Below are 17,166 nucleotides of genomic sequence, written 5' to 3' on the forward strand. Positions count from 1 at the left end.
GCGAGGCGTGCCGCCAGGCTGGCGCGAACTTATGAAGAAGCTGTCAGGGCGCTGTGGTCATCGGATCAGGGCTGCCCGGGGGCGTGGCGCTCATCGCGGAACCGGCGCCGGCCCGGGGTCCCCGTCGTCCGGGCGGGCCCCGGGGGAACGCGGTCGGGGCACGGCCGCGCCCGCCGTCGGCAGCCGCAGCGTGAACACCGAGCCCTCGCCCGGGACGCTCACCGCCGTCGCCGTGCCGCCGTGAGCCTCCGTCAGTTTCCTGACGATGGACAGCCCCAGCCCGCTGCCGCCGGTGCGGCGGGAGCGGGACTTCTCGCCGCGCCAGAAGCGGTCGAAGACATGGGGGAGGTCGGCGGGCGGGATGCCGGAGCCGGTGTCCTCGACGTCCACGATCACCGCGTCCCCGTGCTCGGTCCCGTGCAGGCGGACGGTGACCCGGCCGCCCGACGGGGTGTGGCGGACGGCGTTGGACACCAGATTGCCGATGGCCTGGCGCAGCCGGACCGGGTCGGCCGTCAGCCCGGGGAGCGGCCGGCCCGGCGGCGCGGGGGCCACGCTCAGCGTCACCCCCGCCGTCTCCGCGCGGGCCTGGTGGGCGGCCGTGACCTGGGCGGCCAGCTCCTCCAGCCGTACCGGTTCCGGATGCAGCCGCAGCGCCCCCGCGTCCGCCTGGGCGAGGTCCTGGAGGTCGTCGATGATGTGCTGGAGCTGGACGGCCTCCTCGTGGAGGGAGGCGATGAACGCCGGGTCGGGATCGGCCACTCCGTCCTGGGCCGCCTCCAGCCAGCCGCGGATGTTGCTGAGCGGGGTGCGCAGTTCATGGGCGACATCGCTCACCATCGCCTTGCGCTGGGCCTCCAGCCGGGACCGGTGCGCGGACATGTCGTTGAACGCGGCGGTGAGCCGGCCGATCTCGTTGTCCGAGGTGATCCGGACCGGGGTGGTGTCCTCGCCGTCCCGCATCCGCTGCGCGGCCCCGGTCAGGGCGCGCAGCGGCCGGACGAGCCGGGCGCCCACGAGGACCGAGACGCCCACGGTGAGCGCCAGGACGAGCGCGGCGGTGCCCGCGATCCGCGCGGTGTTCGCGGGGGAGAGGTCGAAGCCGGGCACGGTGGTGCGGCCGGCGTCGGCGATGAACAGCAGGGCGGGCGAGGCCACGTAGGAGGCGAGCTGCTCGCGGCGGGCGGAGCCCACGCACGAGGCGATGGCCCGGTCGTTCTCGCTGGTGCCGGCGACGGGCGTGGCGGCGTCGCGGGGCAGTTCGCTCGGCGTGGCCGCCGGGGTCCCCGGTTCCGAGGGGGCGGGCCCGTCCGCCGGGGAGACCGACGGCGTGCCCGGGGCCCCGCCGTCCTCCGGCAGGCTGGGCACCGGGCTCGGCGCGACGGTCGGCACCTCTGCCGTGGGCACCGGCTGGGCGCTCCGCCCCCAGGACAGATCGAGCCGTAGCCGGACACCGTCCCGGCCCTGGCGCTTGAGACAGGCGTCGGCCAGCTGGTTGAGCGCCTTGAGGGCCTTGCGCTCGGTGGCGGTCGGGGTGTCGAGCGCGTCCGTGGCGCAGCCGGTGCCCAGGAGCCGGTCGGGGTCGTTGCCCACCACCTGGATCACCGGCCGCCCGCTCGCCGTCGCCACCACGTCCGAGGCGATCCCGGAGTCGGCGAGACAGGCCACGCCCCGCTCCGCGACCGTCCGCAGCGCCGCGCGCTCACCGGCCGGCAGGGTGAAGGGGCCGACCGCGCGCGGATCCACCCGGTCCGCCGGGGTGCCCGACGTCCTGGCGTTCGCGGCGGCCAGCGCGGTGTCCACGGAGAGCGGGTCCACGACGGCGGAGGCCTGCTCGGGCAGGGCCGGGGCCCCGTCCGGCGCCGCCGAGTCGGCGAGCGGCTCGCGCTGCTGCGTCGTCAGCGCGATCCGCCGGCCGGAGCCTTCGGCCAGCTCGCGCACGGTGTCCCCGACGCCGTCCCAGGTGGGGTGGGCCGCCGCGTACCCCAGCAGACTGTGGTAGATCCGGGCGTCGGCGGCGAGGTTCTGCCCCTGCTCCTGGAGGATGGCGCCGGAGGTCGTCTGGACGGCGAGCCAGGCCGTGGCCGCCACCGAACAGGCCGCCACCAGCGCGGAGACGGCCAGCAGCCGCACCAGCAGACTCCTGCGCCACGGCAGCCGCGCCCGTCCCGCCGCCCCGTCACGGCCGGCCCCCGCGCTACGACGACGCACGGGCCGCCGCCTTCGCGGGATCGGTGAGCTTGTAGCCGACGCCGAACACGGTGAGCAGCCGCACCGGCCTGCGCGGCGCGGGCTCGATCTTCTTGCGCAGGTTCATCACGTGGACGTCGACCGTACGGTCGCTGATGTACCGGTCGAAACCGTGGAGTTCGGCGAGGAGCTGCTGCCGCGAGAACACCCGGTCCGGTTCGGCGGCCAGCGCGGCGAGGATCCGGAACTCGCCCGGTGTGCACTCCACCTCGGCGCCGTCCACCGTCACCACGTGCCGCGGCGGATCGACCCGCAGCGTCCCCACGACCAGCACTCCGGGTTCCGGGACGGCCGCCGCGGAGCCGCCGCCCGTACGCCGGCTGCGGCGCAGCAGCGTACGCACCCGGGCCATCAGCTCGCGCGGGCTGTACGGCTTGGTCATGTAGTCGTCGGCGCCCAGATCGAGGCCGAGCAGCAGATCGTCCTCGGTGGAGCGGGCCGTGAGCATCAGCACCGGCAGCTCCCGGTGCTCGGCGCGCAGCACCCGGACCACGTCCAGCCCGTCGGCCCGGGGCATCATCACATCCAGCACCAGAAGGTCCGGTTCGCGCTGACGGACCGCGTCGAGCGCCGCGAGACCGTCACCGGCCACGGTGACGGCGTGCCCCTCCCGTTCGAGATAGCGGCGGAGCAGCTCGGCCTGTTTCTCGTCGTCCTCGGCGATGACCACATGTGCGCACACATGAGCGATCGTAGAGGGGGCCGGAACGGCTCCCGACCGCCCCCGTCACCATCCCCCGCCCCGTGGGCGACGGCGACGGCGAGACGGTGGCGACAGGGCCTTGCCCCGAGGCCCCGCCGCCTGCTCTTGTGTACCCGCAGGTAACAGCAGGCACACGAGGGCAGGCGGTGGCGGCATGGAGCCGGTGGGCGAACAGGGCGTACGGGGCGTGGTGCTGCCCGAGGGGCTGGCCGACGCGGTGCGGGGCACGGCCGCGGACATCGCCGCCCTGCTGCGCACCGTCCCGGACCCGGACGCCCCCGTCCCGGGGCTGGAGTGGACGGTGGGGGAGCTGGCCGCGCACCTGGCGCAGGCCAACGCGCTGATGGCCGATGTGGCGGCGGGCCGCGACCGCCCGTACGGCGACGGCACCCCGCAGGGCATCGCCGCCGCCAACGAACAGGGCCTCGCGGCCTTCGGTGAACGCGCGGCGGAACCGCTGGCCGCGATGATCGTGGAGCAGGCCGACGCCTGCCTCGACGCGGTCGCGGCGGGCGACCCGGACGAGACGCTCATGACCCCGATGGGCCCCATGAACCGAGCCGTCCTCGCCGCGTACCTCCTGACGCATCTCCTGGGCCACGGCTACGACCTGGCCCGTGCCCGGCGTCGCCCGCACATGGTGGACCGGACCCGGGCCGCGCTGACCCTGCCCTTCATGATCGAGGCGATGCCCCGGGTGACGGACGCGGCGGCCGTACGCGGGCTCAACGCCCGTTACGCCGTGCGCCTGTGGGGCGGCGGGCACATCGGCGTCACGTTCACCGACGGCGCGGCCACCGTCTCCCCGGCCCTGCCGGACCGCCCCGACTGCACGATCTCCATCGAGCCGGTCACCTTCCTCCTCATGGCACTCGGCCGCTGCTCCCCGGTGGGCGCCATGGCACGCGGCCGCGTCTTCGCCCGGGGCCGCAGGCCGTGGCTGGGGCCGCGCTTCCCGAGGTACTTCACGGCACCGTGACCGCGCGCGGCCCCGCCTCGCCCGCCAGGACCGGCGGCGGGGCGGGCTACCGGGGCGGCGGGGTCCACCCGGACGGCGCGGCCGGGCCCGGACGGGCCGGATCAGGGGCCGGGGGAGCGGGCGGCCGCGGTGGTGTCCGCCAGGGCGGGGTGGGGTCGGGTGCGGCCGACGCCGGAACGTCCACGGGCGGAGGAACGGCCGGAGGAACGGCCGGAGGAGGCGCCGGGGCGGGGGCGGGCCCGGGGAGCGGGTGCGCGGGAAGGTTCATGCCCGTGATCGCACGGCCCATGAGGTGCTGGAGCTCGGCGACCAGCCGGCGGTCCAGCCCCTGCTCGTTCGCCAGCCGGTCCAGGACGCGGAAGGCCTCACGGGGTTCGTCCCTGGCGAGGTGCGCCGCACCGAGATACAGCCACGTCTCGTCGCTCAGCCTCCTGTCGGTGATTGTGGGGGCGAACCCCAGAACGCCGTCCCAGTCCCACCGCAGATACGCGTGGCGCATGAGGACGAACCGCGTCTCGTCGCAGTCCGGCCGAGCGGTCGCCAGACCCGCCCCCGCCTCGTCGAGCCGGTGCTGGTCCAGCAGCGACGCCATGCCCGCGAGCCACAGATCGCGCACGGTCGCCAGCGGGAAGTCCGTGAACCGGCCGATGCCGAACGACGACTGGAGCGTACAGCCGAACGCGATGCGCAGCGCCCCGAAGGACGCCGAGTGCCGCAGCATCGCGTCCAGCGCCTCCGCCGTCCGCCACCCGTACGCGTGCAGTCCGAGCCAGGCGTCCGCGGCCGTCGGATCATGGGCCACGGCCACGGCGAACTGCTCGGCGGCCCGCTCGTGGTCGGCGCCGAGCCTCAGCTGCACCGCCTGGTACCACGCCTGCTCGGCCAGTTTCGCGGACCTCCAGGTCACCGACGCACGCTTCACGTGACCCCCCTGGGCCGCACGGCCCGGACCGGTGGTGGCTCCGGCCCGCACGATCGCCTGGAACGGCCCTCAGGATATCCAACCTCTGGGTGGCGGACCGCTGTTCGCATCCGGCCAACGACACCGCCCGGCCGCGCCCACCTGGCCGGATACGAACCCGGGGTCGCGGATTCTCGATAGATTGCCCCCGCACGGTGGCAGCGGCGGTGCCGGGGAGGACGCACCGCGCGGAGCGCCGGGAACGGGGAGTGCGCGGCATGCTGGATCCCATTTCGCTGTCGGCCGTCACGGCGGTGCTCGGCGCGGTCGGCTCGGGGATGGCGAACGAGGCCGGGAAATGGGCCTGGGAGTCGACGGGCGGATTCGTCCGCCGGGTCACCGGACGCGAGGTGCCCGCACCCACGACTCCGGGCGAACTCGACGCCGTGGCACGGATGATGGCGGAGGGGCTGCGGAACAATCCCGCGCTGGCGTCCGCGTGGACCGCCTTCGCCGCCCGCATCGGTGGCACGCTCCCCGGCGCGGGGCCCGCCGCCTCCGGAAGGCCCGGACTCCCCGTGTCGACACGGTTCTTCACCGACCGCAAGGAAGCGCTCAAGGCCCTCGACCGCGAGGCCACGCGCCGCGCCGACGGCACACCGCGCCTGGCCCTCGTCCACGGCGCCGACGGCATGGGCACCAGTACGCTCGCCGCGCACTGGGGAGCCCGCGAGGCCGCCCGCTACCCGGACGGCCGGCTCTACGCCGATCTGCGGGCGGGCACCGGTCAGGACGGGCTGCGGGACCCCGGCGCCGTCCTGCGCGAGCTGCTGGGGCAACTCGGCGTCCCCGACGCGGAGATGCCGCCCGCGGCCGGACAGCTCCGCGACTGCTTCCAGCGGCAGGTGGCCGGCCGGAAGCTGCTGATCGTTCTGGACCACGCCCAGACCGCCGCCCAGGTCAGGCCCCTGCTCACCGCGGCACCCGCCGTCTTCACCGTCGTCGTGGCCCGGCGCCCCTTCCCGGGGCTCGACGCCGTACGCGTACCGGTCGGCCCGCTGACCGACAAGGACGCCGTCCGGCTGCTCACCCGGCTCACCGACAAGTCGGCCGTCGCCTCCGCCCGCGCGACCCTGCCCGGCGTCCTCGCCCGCTGCGGCGGATCACCGTACGCCCTGCGCGCAGCGGCCTCCCGCCTCACCGAGCCCGCACCGGACGCACCCGTCGACCCGGACCCGGTCCGGGCGGCGGCCGAGGAGACCTACCGCCTGCTGGACCCCGCGACGGCCCTGCTCTACCGGCTGATGGCCGTCCGCGCCTGGCCCGCCTTCGACGCGGAGACGGCTGCCCGGGTCACCGGCACCGCACCCGAGGACGCGGCGCGGCGCCTGGAGGAACTGGCGGACGCCCTCCTCGTCGAGCCCGCCGCCGTGCCCGACGGTCCCGCGCCCCGCTACCACTACCGCCCGGCGGTCCGTGCCCACGCCGAGGCCGCCGCCGTGCGCGAGGACGGCATCGCCGGCTGCTCGGCCGCGATGGCCCGCGCCCTGCGGCACTACGCCGACGCATCGGCCCGCGCCGCCCACGCGGCGCTGCCCGAGAGCTGGCGCGTCCCCGCCCCCGCCGCTCCGGACCCGGCGTCCGCCCACGGCAGCCGGGGCGAGGCTCTGGAGGCGCTGATCGCGGAGAGCACCAATCTGGTCGAGGCGGTCCACTGCGCCGAGGAGTCCGGCGACCCGGACGCCGCCGTCCGCATCTGCCGCTCCCTGTGGCCCCTCCAGCTGAAGGCGGGCCGCCACGAGACGCTGCTCCCCGCCCTGCGCGTCGGTGCCCGGCTCGCCGACGCGCCCGGCCGCGACCCCCGGGACGCGGGCGCCCTGCACGCCCAGCTCGCCCACTCGCTCACCGAACTGGTCCACTGGGACGAGGCGGAGACGGAGGCCCTGGCGGCGGTCCGGGCCGAGGAAGCCGCCGGCCACCGGCGGGGCCGGGCCTCCGCCGTCGAGTTCCTGGGGCTGCTCCGGCTGCGGCAGTGGCGGTACGGCGAGGCCCACGCCTGTTTCGACGAGGCCGGCGCGGTGCTGGACGGCATGGGCCCGGACGAGGAGGGCGCGGCCGACGTCCCGCGCGCCCGAGCCCTGCTGGAACGCCATCGCGGCCGGGCCCTGCGCGGGCTCGCCCACTTCGAAGCCTCCCGGGAACGGCTGGGCGCGGCCCTGGACTTCTTCCGCGCCCACGGCGACACGTACAACACGGCTCGGGCCCTCACCGACCTCGCCGAGACCTGGCTCGACGCCTCGGAGCCGGCCAGGGCCCGGCCCCTGATCGAGGAGGCGCTGACCGTCCTCGACGGGCAGCGCGCCGAGTACCACGTGGCCTATCTGCGCGGAATGCGGGAACGCTGCGCCGATGCCGATGCCGATGCCGACGAGGACGAGGGGCGCGACGCAGACGGCTGACGGGCCCTCCGTCGGACCCGTGCGACGGCAGGTGCGTGCGGGCGGCTCCGGCGGCGCACGGGGCCGGGTTCCGCTCAGCCGGCCGGGGTCCGCTCCACGCGGACGCGTACGCTCCGGCCGTCGCCGGTCCGCACGGTGAAACCGGCCTCCAGGACCCGGTCCCGCCCGGCCGGGCCGTCGGCGTCACCCAGCAGGGCGTGCAGCGCCGAGGCGAACACGGCCGGATCGGGGCCGGTGTGCGCTTCCGGGGACTCGGCCGCCAGGCGGAGCAGGGCACCGTCGCGGAGGCGTACGACGCAGGCGTCGGGGGCGACGACGAAGGCGGCCAGGGCGCAGCCCGGAGCGCGCCGCAGCGCCTCGGCCGTCCACACGGGCGGGGAACCGAACCGGGGATCGTCGGGCGGCCCGTCCCGGAGGACGACGTCCGCGACGCGGAGCCGGTCCACGTCACGGGTGTCCTCGTGCACGGCGAGATGCGCCTCCTCGCCCCCGTCCGGATCCGGCGACGGCGCGGACGCGGCCCATCGGGTGACGGACACCTCGCCGGGGCCCTCGACCCGGGTCAGCACCTGCAGGGGCGCGGTGACCGTGACCCGCGCGAGCGGAGGCGTCTCCAGGGGTTTCAGCGAGGCGGGCCACTCCGGCTCCGCCTCGCCCAGCATCGCGTAGAACAGGGCGCGCAGCCGAGCGGCCGACTCGCCCGGCACGGACGAGGTGAACGCCGCCGGACCCGGCAGCGGGCGGTGACCGTCCACGAGCGCGTCCAGTTGGGCGCGCAGCGACCGGCCGGGGACGAGGTGCGGCGCCTCCCGCAGGAAGGCGGAGACCGGGGCGTCGGGGTCGAGGGCGTGCAGCGGGGCGGCGGCCAGCAGCACGGGCCGGCCCAGCGCCGCCGCGTAGTACGTCACCGATCCGTGGTCGCCGATGACGGCGTCGGCCGCGAGCAGCGCCTGCCGCCAGCCCTCCAGCGGGTCGACGAGTACCAGGCCGGCCCGGCGCGCCCGGTCGAGCCAGGCCCGGATCTGGCCGGGACCGTGCCCGTGCCAGATGTTGGGATGCAGGACGGCGGCGAACCGGTACGCGTCCACCGGGAACTCGCGTGCGAGCCGGGGCAGCAGACAGGACAACACATCGTCTCCGCCCCCGTCCCCGCCCCCGTCCCCGGTCCAGGACCCGTCCCCGAACAGGGACTCGGGGTTCCAGGTGGAGCTGATGACGATCAGGCGCTGGTCCGCCCGGACCCCGAGCGCCCGGCGGAAGCGGTCCCGGTAGGGCCGGGCGGCGAGCATCCGGTCGTAGCAGGGGTCACCCGCGAGGACGGCGGCCGGCGCGGCCTCGGGGCACGCGGCGCGCAGCCGGTCGATCTGCTCGGGATGGGAGAGGACGAGGGCGTCGGCGAGCGGGACGCCGTCGTCGGCCAGCACCCACTCGGGAGCGGTCCCGAAAACGGGCGCGGGCTCCGGCCCCGACCCCCGTCCGGTGTCCGGTGTCCGGTGTCCGGTGTAGCCAGCCTTTTAGTGTATCCAACGCCGTGCGAAAGGACGATCAACTTCCCACGAAATACGTCCAGTCGGCCCCCGAAGCTCGCGGAGAGCACCAGGTCCACCGGTGTGGCCGCGGCCTGTTCCCACGGCAGGACGGGCAGTCCCGTGGCGGCGAGGAGTTCGGCGGTGCCAGCGGCGAAGGGCGAGGACCCCGGGCAGGTGAGCAGGAGCTGGATCCGCAGGTCGTCGTCGAAGAGCGGCAGGATGTCGAGGAGCCGGGTGGCGGCGGTGACGTTGTGCACCACGAGGAGGACCCGCCGGCATGCCGCGCGGGTGGTCCACCGCTCCGCGTCGTCCCCGACGGGGACCCGTACCCATCCGGCCCGCCCCTGTGGCACCCGTGCTCCCGCTTCGACTCCGGGCCGTGCTCGTGCCCGGCCGACCCGTCACGATATCCAACGCGGGACGCGAACCGGTGACATCCGGTCAGGCGGCCATCGCCACGGCTGCCTTGCCGAGCGGGGCCCGGTGTGCGCCGGAGGCGTCGCGGGCGACGGCGCGGTCGCGGAAGACCACGATCCGCAGGAGCGCGAAGCGGCCGACACCGGCCAGGGCGGAGGCCGACAGATAGACGGTCTGCTGGAGCAGGGCCGAGGGCTCGGGCCGCAGGGCGTACAGGCAGAGCAGCGCCCCGGTGGTGAAGGCGTAGCTCACGGCGACGGTCAGACCGGACTGGAGGTGGACGCCCCAGCCCCGGCGGCCGCTGCGGAAGGAGACCCGGCTGTGCAGCTCCGTCGCGATCACGGTGGACACCACCGTCACCAGGGCGTTGGCCACCGCCAGCGGGATCGTCCCCTGGAGCAGGACGAGGACCCCGCTGGAGGCGACGCCGACCCCGCCCCCGCAGATCACGAAGCGCACGAAGGCCGTGAGGGCGGGGTGGAGCGTGCGCGTCGGCCGGGGGGAGGGGACGGCGGTCACGGGGTGCCTCCGGGGGCGGTGGGGAGTGGAAGGGGAGCGGTGCGTCGATCGCACTCCAGAACCTACGGAACCGGCGCGCTCGGGACGATCGGGTTTCTCCCCGAGCCTTGTGGGGGGTTTCCCCCAGGGAACCCCGATGTCCCACCGTCCCGAGAACGGCCCGCCGGCCGTGCGGGACGGTCAACCGGGCCGGGCACTGCCGGAGTTGCCCCTAAGGGGCGCTCGACCAGGGGCGCACCGGGGCCGTCCGGGGGTACGGACGCCGTCCCGTGGCCGGGGAGACGGGGCGCCCGTCCCGGGACGGTGCCGGGAGGGACGCACCCGGGACGCTCCACCGGCCGAACGGCCCTTTAACCGGCCTACGTTGGCGATCACGCAGCGACGCCTCGCCGTACGGGCCGAGGTGCCGCACCGACCCAGGAAAGGTTCCTCCCGTGACGAGGTCTCTCACCCGCATCGCCGCCACCTCCGCCGGTCTTCTGCTCGCCGCCGTCTCGTCGTTCCTCACCGCACCGCCCGCGGCCGCCCTCGTCAGCGGCGCGCAGCACAGCGTCGCCTCGGGCAAGTGCCTGGGCATCTACGGCAACGTCGTGGCCGACGGCCAGCAGGCCATCATCTGGGACTGCAACGGGAACAACGACCAGCGCTGGGAGTTCACCGGCGAGGGCAACGGCTTCTACCAGCTCAAGAACGCCAACGGGAAGTGCCTCGCCGTCTGGGCCCAGGACAACTCCGTGATGCAGTGGAACTGCAACCACCACGCGGACCAGCAGTGGTACATCGACTCCAGCGCGGGCACCGCCCAGCTCCGCAACGGTGCCGCGTACGACAAGTGCGTCACCATCTCGGGCACCGGCAACGCCTCCCGGGCCTACCTGGCCACCTGCAACATGCAGACCAACCAGCGCTGGTACTGATCCCCGCCCCGCGCCCGCACGCTACGGTCCGGCGACCGTGCTCCCCGGGACGTCCTCGTCCGCCCCGGGGAGCGGGTCCACCGGGAGCGGGATGCCGGCGGTGACCTCCTCCAGCACCCGGTAGTACTCCTTCTCGCGGGACTCGAAGTCCACCCAGACGGCCAGTTCGTCCCGTGTGCCGTCCGGGCCGCGCAGCAGATCGACGGAGGCCTGGCCGAATCCGCGGTCCACGGTGCCCTGTTCCGCCTCGTCGAGGAGGACGCGCAGTTCGGCCATGGCCGTGCGGATCCGCAGACGCTGCTCGGGGCCCGCCGGGAGCAGTGTCCGGTGACCGGCCGCCTCGGAGGTCTCGCCGAGCAGGGACTCCAGGCGGGTGGCCAGGGTTCCGGCGGTGCGCGCGGCCTCACGCGCGCCCGTACCGGCGTTCACCAGCACGTGCAGCGCGACGACCAGGGCTGTGGTCCCGGGGGTGGGGCGGTCCGGGGCGATGCGGACCAGCAGGTCCGCGCTCGTCCGCCCGGCCGTGCGCCGCGCGGCGGCCAGGGCGCGCTCCGCCGTCCGGCGCCCGACCCCGGGCACCTGCCCGAGCGTCCACACGCCGCCCTCCAGGACGTCCCGCACGGTGCGGACGCCCGCGCGCTCCCACGCCTCGGTACGGAAGGGGGCCCCGTTGTCGTGGCGGAGCCGGGTGACCGGGATCCCGTCCAGTTCCTCGCCCAGCCGCATCCGGTGCAGACGGTCCCAGGCCTCGCGTACGGCCGTCACGGCCCGTGCGTGGTCCTCGGCGAGTTCGCCGGCCGCGCGGCTCAGGAGCCGGCCGCGCCGGACCAGATCCCGGTCGACGCCGCGCAGCCGGGGCAGGGCGCGCAGGTTCCCGCCGACGAGGCCGACGGTCGCCAGGAGCAGCCCGGCCGTCACGAGGACGTCGGAGAGGTCGAGGCGGGTGTCGGTGGTCTCGTCGTCCTGGCCGAGGACGTACAACTCGCCCTTGTCGTCGCCCTCGGCGACCACGAAACCGGTGTCCCAGCCGCGGTCGGACCCCTCTTCGTAGTTCGGCGCCTTCAGCATCGGGTCGCGGCCGGCCTCGCACTGGTAGCGGCCCTCGCGCGCGGTGTGGTCGAAGGGGTCCGTCCAGCTGACCCGGCAGGCGCCGTCCGGGGCCTCGTCGAGCACCGTCAGGTCGATCTGGCGCAGCTCCGGCATGCCCGGGGCGGCCATGTACAGGGCGGCGGAGCACGCGATCAGCAGCACGCCGGCGGTCACTACCCAGCGGAAGACGGGAACGTGTCTCACTCGGGGGCCTCGTGTCCTGTGCGTGGTGAAGGGATGCCCCCACAGCGTGCGGTCCAGGGGGCCGCACCGGCTACTCCCGGTGTCGGCAACGACGGGGACGCGGGACTTCCCGGTTCCGGCAAGAGGCCCGGTGCCGGTGGTTCGCGCAGGTGAGCGAGGATTCCGTCGCCGAGTGTTCGGCCGGCCGTCACGGGGTGCACACCCCTCGGGCCTTCCGTACGACCGGTGGGTCCTGGAACACTCCAGTCGCTCCGACCCCCACATCCCCTCACACTGCGTAAGGCTTCCGCCATGGCAGAGATCAATCGTCGCCGTCTCCTGCAACTCGCCGGGGGAGCAGCCGCGTTCACCTCCCTGTCCTCCAGCATCGCCCGTGCCGCCTCCCTCCCCGCGCGCGGCCGCACGGGCACGCTCCAGGACGTCGAGCACATCGTCGTCCTGATGCAGGAGAACCGTTCCTTCGATCACTACTTCGGGACCCTGAGAGGGGTCCGGGGCTACGGCGATCCGCGCCCCGTCACCCTGCCCTCCGGCAAGCCGGTCTGGCACCAGAAGGATCTGCTCGGCAAGGAGGTGCTGCCGTTCCGGCCGCCCGCCGACGAACTGGGCATGCAGTTCCTCCGGGACCTGAACCACGACTGGGCCGGCGGCCACCGGGCCTTCAACAAGGGGGCGTACGACCAGTGGGTGCCCGCCAAGACGGCGACGACGATGGCCCATCTCACCCGTGAGGACATACCGTTCCACTACGCGCTGGCCGACGCCTTCACCGTCTGCGACGCCTACCACTGCTCGTTCATCGGATCGACCGATCCGAACCGCTACTACCTGTGGAGCGGGTGCACCGGCAACGACGGCACCGGGGGCGGGCCCGTCCTCGGGAACGACGAGACGGGCTACGGCTGGACGACCTACCCCGAGCGGCTGGAGCGCGCAGGGGTCTCGTGGAAGGTCTACCAGGACATCGGGGACGGGCTCGACGCGGCGGGTTCCTGGGGCTGGATCGCGGACGCCTACCGGGGGACGTACGGCGACAACTCGCTGCTGTACTTCGACGCGTACCGCGAGGCAGTGCCCGGCGAGCCGCTCTACGACAAGGCGCGCACCGGGACCGACATCGCCCACGGCGGCGCGCTCCTCGACGACCTCAGGGCCGACATCGGCGCGGGGACGCTTCCCCGGATCTCCTGGATCGTCGCCCCGGAGGCGTACAGCGAGCACCCCAACTGGCCCGCCAACTACGGCGCCTGGTACATCGCGCAGGTGCTGGACGCGCTGACCGCCGACCCCGAGGTGTGGGGCAGGACCGCGCTGTTCGTCACCTATGACGAGAACGACGGCTTCTTCGACCACGTGGTGCCCCCGTTCGTGCCGTCGGGGCCGGCGCAGGGGCTCTCCACCGTGGACACCGCCGCGGACCACTTCCCCGGCGACCCGCGGTACGCGGCCGGACCCTACGGACTCGGCCAGCGTGTGCCGATGCTCGTCCTCTCCCCGTGGAGCACCGGCGGGTACGCGTGCTCGGAGGTGTTCGACCACACCTCGGTCATCCGGTTCATGGAGCGGCGCTTCGGGGTGCGCGAGCCGAACATCTCGCCGTGGCGGCGGGCGGTCTGCGGCGACCTCACCTCGGCCTTCGACTTCCGCCGCCGGGACGGTGCGGCCGTCCGGCTGCCGTCGACCGAGGCGTACCGGCCGCCGGACCGCGACCGGCACCCGGACTACGTGCCCGCGCCGCCGGCCACCGGGAGCGTGCCCGGCCAGGAGAAGGGACGGCGCCCCGTCCGGCCGCTGCCCTACGCGCCGTCCGTCGACGGGACCGCCGATCCCGCGGCCGGGACGTACCGGCTGTCCTTCAGCGGCGGCCCCGACGCCGGGGCGCACTTCCTGGTGACCTCCGCCAACCGCACCGACGGCCCGTGGACCTACACCGCCGCGGCCGGGACCTCGCTCGCGGACACCTGGAACACCCTCTACTCCGGCGGCGTGACCGATCTGACCGTGCACGGACCGCAAGGGTTCCTCCGCGCGTTCCGGGCGGCCGGCAGGGCGGCGGGACCGGAGGTGACCGCCCGGCACAACGCGGCCACCGGCGGGCTCGACCTCGTCCTGACCAACGCCGGGACGGCGGCCGTGCGCCTCACCCTGCGGCACGCGGCGGCATACGGGGGAGGGACGCGGACCCTCACCGTGCGCGCCGGAGCCACCGTGAGGCACGCCCTCGATCTGCGGTCGAGCGGGAGCTGGTACGACTTCACGGTCGTCGCCGACACGGACGCCGTCTTCCTGCGGCGCTTCGCCGGACATGTGGAGACCGGCAGGGCCGGCGTCAGCGATCCGGGCCTGATCACCGTGTCACGCCAAGAGGCCCTGGGCGGTGCGGAGTCGGACTGATCGGCGCTCGGTGACCGGGGGGTGGCGGCGTGCGACGCGCGGCCGCCCCCCGAGGGGCGAGACATGCCGACTGGTCGTCAAATGACGGGAGTTGTATCCCCTTTGCATGGCCTCGACACTGCTTTGTTCCGTCCACAGAGCGAAAATGATCGGAGTTGATAGCTCCGGCATCACACAAAATCCTTATAGTGAACGTGCGTTGAGCGCATGATCTTGACGCGTGCAGCCGTCGCCTCAGAAGTCAGGACCCATGTCGCGCCCTTCTTCCGCCGAGTCCGCGCCGGTTGTCCCTCCCGCCGGCTGCCCGGCGCACGCCGGTGCCGTACCGCTCTCGGGGCCCGGATTCCAGACCGAGCCGCAGACCGTCTACCGGTCCATGCGCCGCGAGCACGGGCCGGTCGTGCCCGTGGAGCTGCCCGGCGGATTCCCCGCCTGGCTCGTCATCGGCTACCGGGAGCTCCACCACGTCACGAGCGACGGGGAGCTGTTCCCCCGGGACGTGGGGCTGTGGAACCAGTGGCCGCACATCCCCGAGGACTGGCCGCTGCTGCCGATGGTGGGCCGGCCCATGCCGTCGATCTACTTCAGCGCCGGCGAGGAGCACCGCCGCCACGTCCGCATGGTCGGACCCGCCCTGGAGGCCGCCGACCCCTTCGAGATCCGCAGCCACTGCGAGCAGCTCGCGGACCGGCTGGTCGACGCCGTGTGCAGCCGGGGCACGGCCGACCTCGTCGCCGACTTCTGCGAACCGCTGCCCGTGCTCGTCCTCGCCCGGCTCGTCGGCTTCCCCGACGACGAGGGGGCGGACATCGCCCAGGTCCTCAAGGACCTCGCCGACGGCGGGCCCCAGGCGCAGAGCGCCCACATGCGGTTCGGCGAGCACATGGCACGGCTGGTCGCCACCAAGCGCACCGCGCCCGGGGACGACGTGACCTCGCGGATGCTCGCGTACCCGGAGGCCTTCACGGACGAGGAGTACATGCTCGACCTGATGGCCATCACGGCCGCCGGGCACCTCACCACCGCCGACTGGATCAGCAACTCGGTCCGGCTGATGCTCACCGAGGACGAGTTCGCCGACTCCATGGCCCGCGGCCGGCGCAGCATCGGCGAGGCCATGAACGAGGTCCTGTGGGAGGACACCCCCACCCAGATCCTCGCCGGACGCTGGGCCGCGCGCGACACCCAGCTCGGCGGACAGCGGATCAAGGCCGGGGACATGCTGCTCCTCGGGCTCGGCGCCGCCAACACCGATCCGCTGATCCGCCAGGGCCTGTCCGCCGGGACCGCGCAGGGCGGCAACGGCGCCCATCTGGCCTTCAGCCACGGCGAGTACCGGTGCCCGTTCCCGGCCCAGGAGATCGCCGAGATCATCGCGCGGACCGGCATCGAGGTGCTGCTCGACCGGCTGCCCGACCTCGCGCTCGACGTCCCCGTCGAGGATCTCGTCCGCCGGCCCTCCGCCTTTCTCCGCGGCACGACCTCGCTCCCCGTCCGGTTCACCCCCGTTCGTACGACAGGAGACCTCTCGTGAACTGCCCCCACGCCGACCGGGCCGCGGCCCCGCGCAGCGCGACCGTCGTCATCGACCCGATGGTCCAGGACCTGGACGGTGAGACGGCGCGGCTGCGGGAGTCGGGACGGCTGGCCCCGATCGAGCTGCTCGGCGTGCCGGCCTGGGCGCTCACCCGGCACGCGGACGCCCGGCAGCTCCTGGTCGACCCCCGGCTGGTGAAGGACATCAACGCCTGGAACCTGTGGCAGAGCGGCGAGGTGACACGTGACTGGCCGCTCATCGGAATGATCGACGCCGGGCGCTCCATGTTCACCGTCGACGGCGCCGAGCACCGCCGGCTGCGCACCAAGACCTCCCAGGCCCTCACCCCCCGCCGGCTGGAGGCGATCCGCCCCGACATCGAGAAGTTCACCGCGGAACTCCTCGACGCCCTGGAGGAGGGCGGCCGGGACGGGGCCGTCGTGGACCTCAAGTCCGTCTTCGCCCAGCCGCTGCCCATGCGCGTCGTCGGCATGCTGATGGGCGTCGACCCCGCCGAGAACGCCATGCTGACCCGTCAGTACAAGGCCTTCTTCTCCATGCTCACCCCGCAGGACGAGCGCCTCGCCCTCCTCGCCGACCTGGACGTCTTCTACGCCGGTCTCGTACGGGAGAAGACCGCGCACCCCACCGACGACCTGACCTCCGCGCTCATCCTCGCGGACGAGGGCGGCGAACCGCTGACCGAGGAAGAGGTCATCGGCAACCTCAAGGCCATGGTCGCCGCCGGGCACGAGACCACGATCGGGCTCATCCTCAACGCCGTGCGCGCGCTGCTCTCCCACCCCGACCAGCTGCGCCTGGTCCTCGACGGGGAGGTCTCCTGGGAGACGGTGATCGAGGAGACGCTGCGCTGGGACACCCCCACCACCCACCTCCTGATGCGCTTCGCCACCGAGGACATCCAGGTCGGCGACGCCACCATCGCCAAGGGCGAGGGCGTGGTCATCTCCTACCGGGTCATCGGCCGCGACCCCGAGCAGCACGGCCCCGACGCCGAGGAGTTCGACATCACCCGGGCCACCCCCATCCGGCACATGACCTTCGGCCACGGCCCGCACATCTGCCCCGGCGCCGCGCTCTCCCGCGTCGAGGCGGGCATCGCCCTGCCGGCCCTCTTCGCCCGCTTCCCCCGGCTGCGCCTCGCGATCGCGGACGACGAGGTGCGCAAGCTCCCGGTGATGACGCAGAACGACATGGAGTCCTTCCCCGTCCTGCTCGGCGACTGACCGCACCCGGCGGCCGGAGGG

At 74.3% G+C, this 17,166-nt stretch carries 12 protein-coding genes; 6 read left to right on the forward strand and 6 right to left on the reverse strand.

All coding sequences use genetic code 11. From position 1 onward, the window contains the following. Positions 1 to 90 precede the first annotated feature (90 nt). Both ACZ4FH_RS14230 and ACZ4FH_RS14235 read right to left on the reverse strand, forming a co-directional pair. The gene (locus ACZ4FH_RS14230) at positions 91 to 2,211 is read right to left on the reverse strand and encodes an ATP-binding protein (RefSeq protein WP_467304692.1); all 2,121 of its coding nucleotides are present in this window, start codon (positions 2,209 to 2,211) and stop codon (positions 91 to 93) included. Next, a complete protein-coding gene (locus ACZ4FH_RS14235) occupies positions 2,198 to 2,932 on the reverse strand; it encodes a response regulator transcription factor (protein WP_467304694.1) in 735 nt (244 codons plus the stop codon). Before ACZ4FH_RS14235 ends, ACZ4FH_RS14230 begins: the two co-directional genes overlap by 14 nt. Before the next feature lie 175 nt (positions 2,933 to 3,107). Here ACZ4FH_RS14235 and ACZ4FH_RS14240 point away from each other — a divergent pair, with 175 nt between their 5' ends. Then, positions 3,108 to 3,932 carry a maleylpyruvate isomerase family mycothiol-dependent enzyme gene (locus ACZ4FH_RS14240; protein ID WP_467304695.1) on the forward strand — a complete coding sequence of 275 codons (825 nt, stop codon included), beginning with the start codon at positions 3,108 to 3,110 and terminating at the stop codon, positions 3,930 to 3,932. A 46-nt stretch (positions 3,933 to 3,978) separates the two neighbouring features. On the opposite strand, the gene ACZ4FH_RS14245 is transcribed toward ACZ4FH_RS14240, so the two are convergent. Further along, positions 3,979 to 4,839 carry a hypothetical protein gene (locus tag ACZ4FH_RS14245; protein ID WP_467304696.1) on the reverse strand — a complete coding sequence of 287 codons (861 nt, stop codon included), beginning with the start codon at positions 4,837 to 4,839 and terminating at the stop codon, positions 3,979 to 3,981. Between the two features lie 272 nt (positions 4,840 to 5,111). Between ACZ4FH_RS14245 and ACZ4FH_RS14250 the strand changes: the two genes are divergently transcribed. After that, positions 5,112 to 7,292, forward strand: a complete 2,181-nt coding sequence (locus ACZ4FH_RS14250) for a tetratricopeptide repeat protein (RefSeq protein WP_467304698.1) — start codon at positions 5,112 to 5,114, stop codon at positions 7,290 to 7,292. A 74-nt stretch (positions 7,293 to 7,366) separates the two neighbouring features. Here the strand turns inward: ACZ4FH_RS14250 and ACZ4FH_RS14255 are convergent, their stop codons facing one another. Both ACZ4FH_RS14255 and ACZ4FH_RS14260 read right to left on the reverse strand, forming a co-directional pair. Continuing rightward, positions 7,367 to 8,716, reverse strand: a complete 1,350-nt coding sequence (locus ACZ4FH_RS14255; RefSeq protein WP_467304700.1) for a hypothetical protein — start codon at positions 8,714 to 8,716, stop codon at positions 7,367 to 7,369. Between the two features lie 546 nt (positions 8,717 to 9,262). After that, the gene (locus ACZ4FH_RS14260) at positions 9,263 to 9,757 is read right to left on the reverse strand and encodes a GtrA domain-containing protein (RefSeq protein WP_467304701.1); all 495 of its coding nucleotides are present in this window, start codon (positions 9,755 to 9,757) and stop codon (positions 9,263 to 9,265) included. 434 nt (positions 9,758 to 10,191) lie between these two features. On the opposite strand from ACZ4FH_RS14260, the gene ACZ4FH_RS14265 reads away from it, so the two are divergent. Next, entirely contained in the window at positions 10,192 to 10,674 is a 483-nt protein-coding gene (locus ACZ4FH_RS14265) for an RICIN domain-containing protein (protein ID WP_467304703.1), read from the forward strand. A gap of 21 nt (positions 10,675 to 10,695) precedes the next feature. Here ACZ4FH_RS14265 and ACZ4FH_RS14270 read toward each other — a convergent pair whose 3' ends face one another. Further along, positions 10,696 to 11,967 (reverse strand): hypothetical protein, encoded by a 1,272-nt coding sequence (locus ACZ4FH_RS14270; RefSeq protein WP_467304704.1) that lies wholly within the window; start codon positions 11,965 to 11,967, stop codon positions 10,696 to 10,698. 291 nt (positions 11,968 to 12,258) lie between these two features. On the opposite strand from ACZ4FH_RS14270, the gene ACZ4FH_RS14275 reads away from it, so the two are divergent. From ACZ4FH_RS14275 to ACZ4FH_RS14285, 3 genes are all read left to right on the forward strand, one after another. Continuing rightward, entirely contained in the window at positions 12,259 to 14,361 is a 2,103-nt protein-coding gene (locus ACZ4FH_RS14275; protein WP_467304706.1) for a phosphocholine-specific phospholipase C, read from the forward strand. A 250-nt stretch (positions 14,362 to 14,611) separates the two neighbouring features. Beyond that, complete coding sequence (locus ACZ4FH_RS14280; RefSeq protein ID WP_467304707.1) at positions 14,612 to 15,895, forward strand: cytochrome P450; 1,284 nt, start codon at positions 14,612 to 14,614, stop codon at positions 15,893 to 15,895. Next, entirely contained in the window at positions 15,892 to 17,145 is a 1,254-nt protein-coding gene (locus ACZ4FH_RS14285; RefSeq protein WP_467304709.1) for a cytochrome P450 family protein, read from the forward strand. Before ACZ4FH_RS14280 ends, ACZ4FH_RS14285 begins: the two co-directional genes overlap by 4 nt. The last annotated feature ends 21 nt before the right edge of the window (positions 17,146 to 17,166 follow it).

The organism is Streptomyces sp. NPDC024555 (assembly GCF_055559335.1).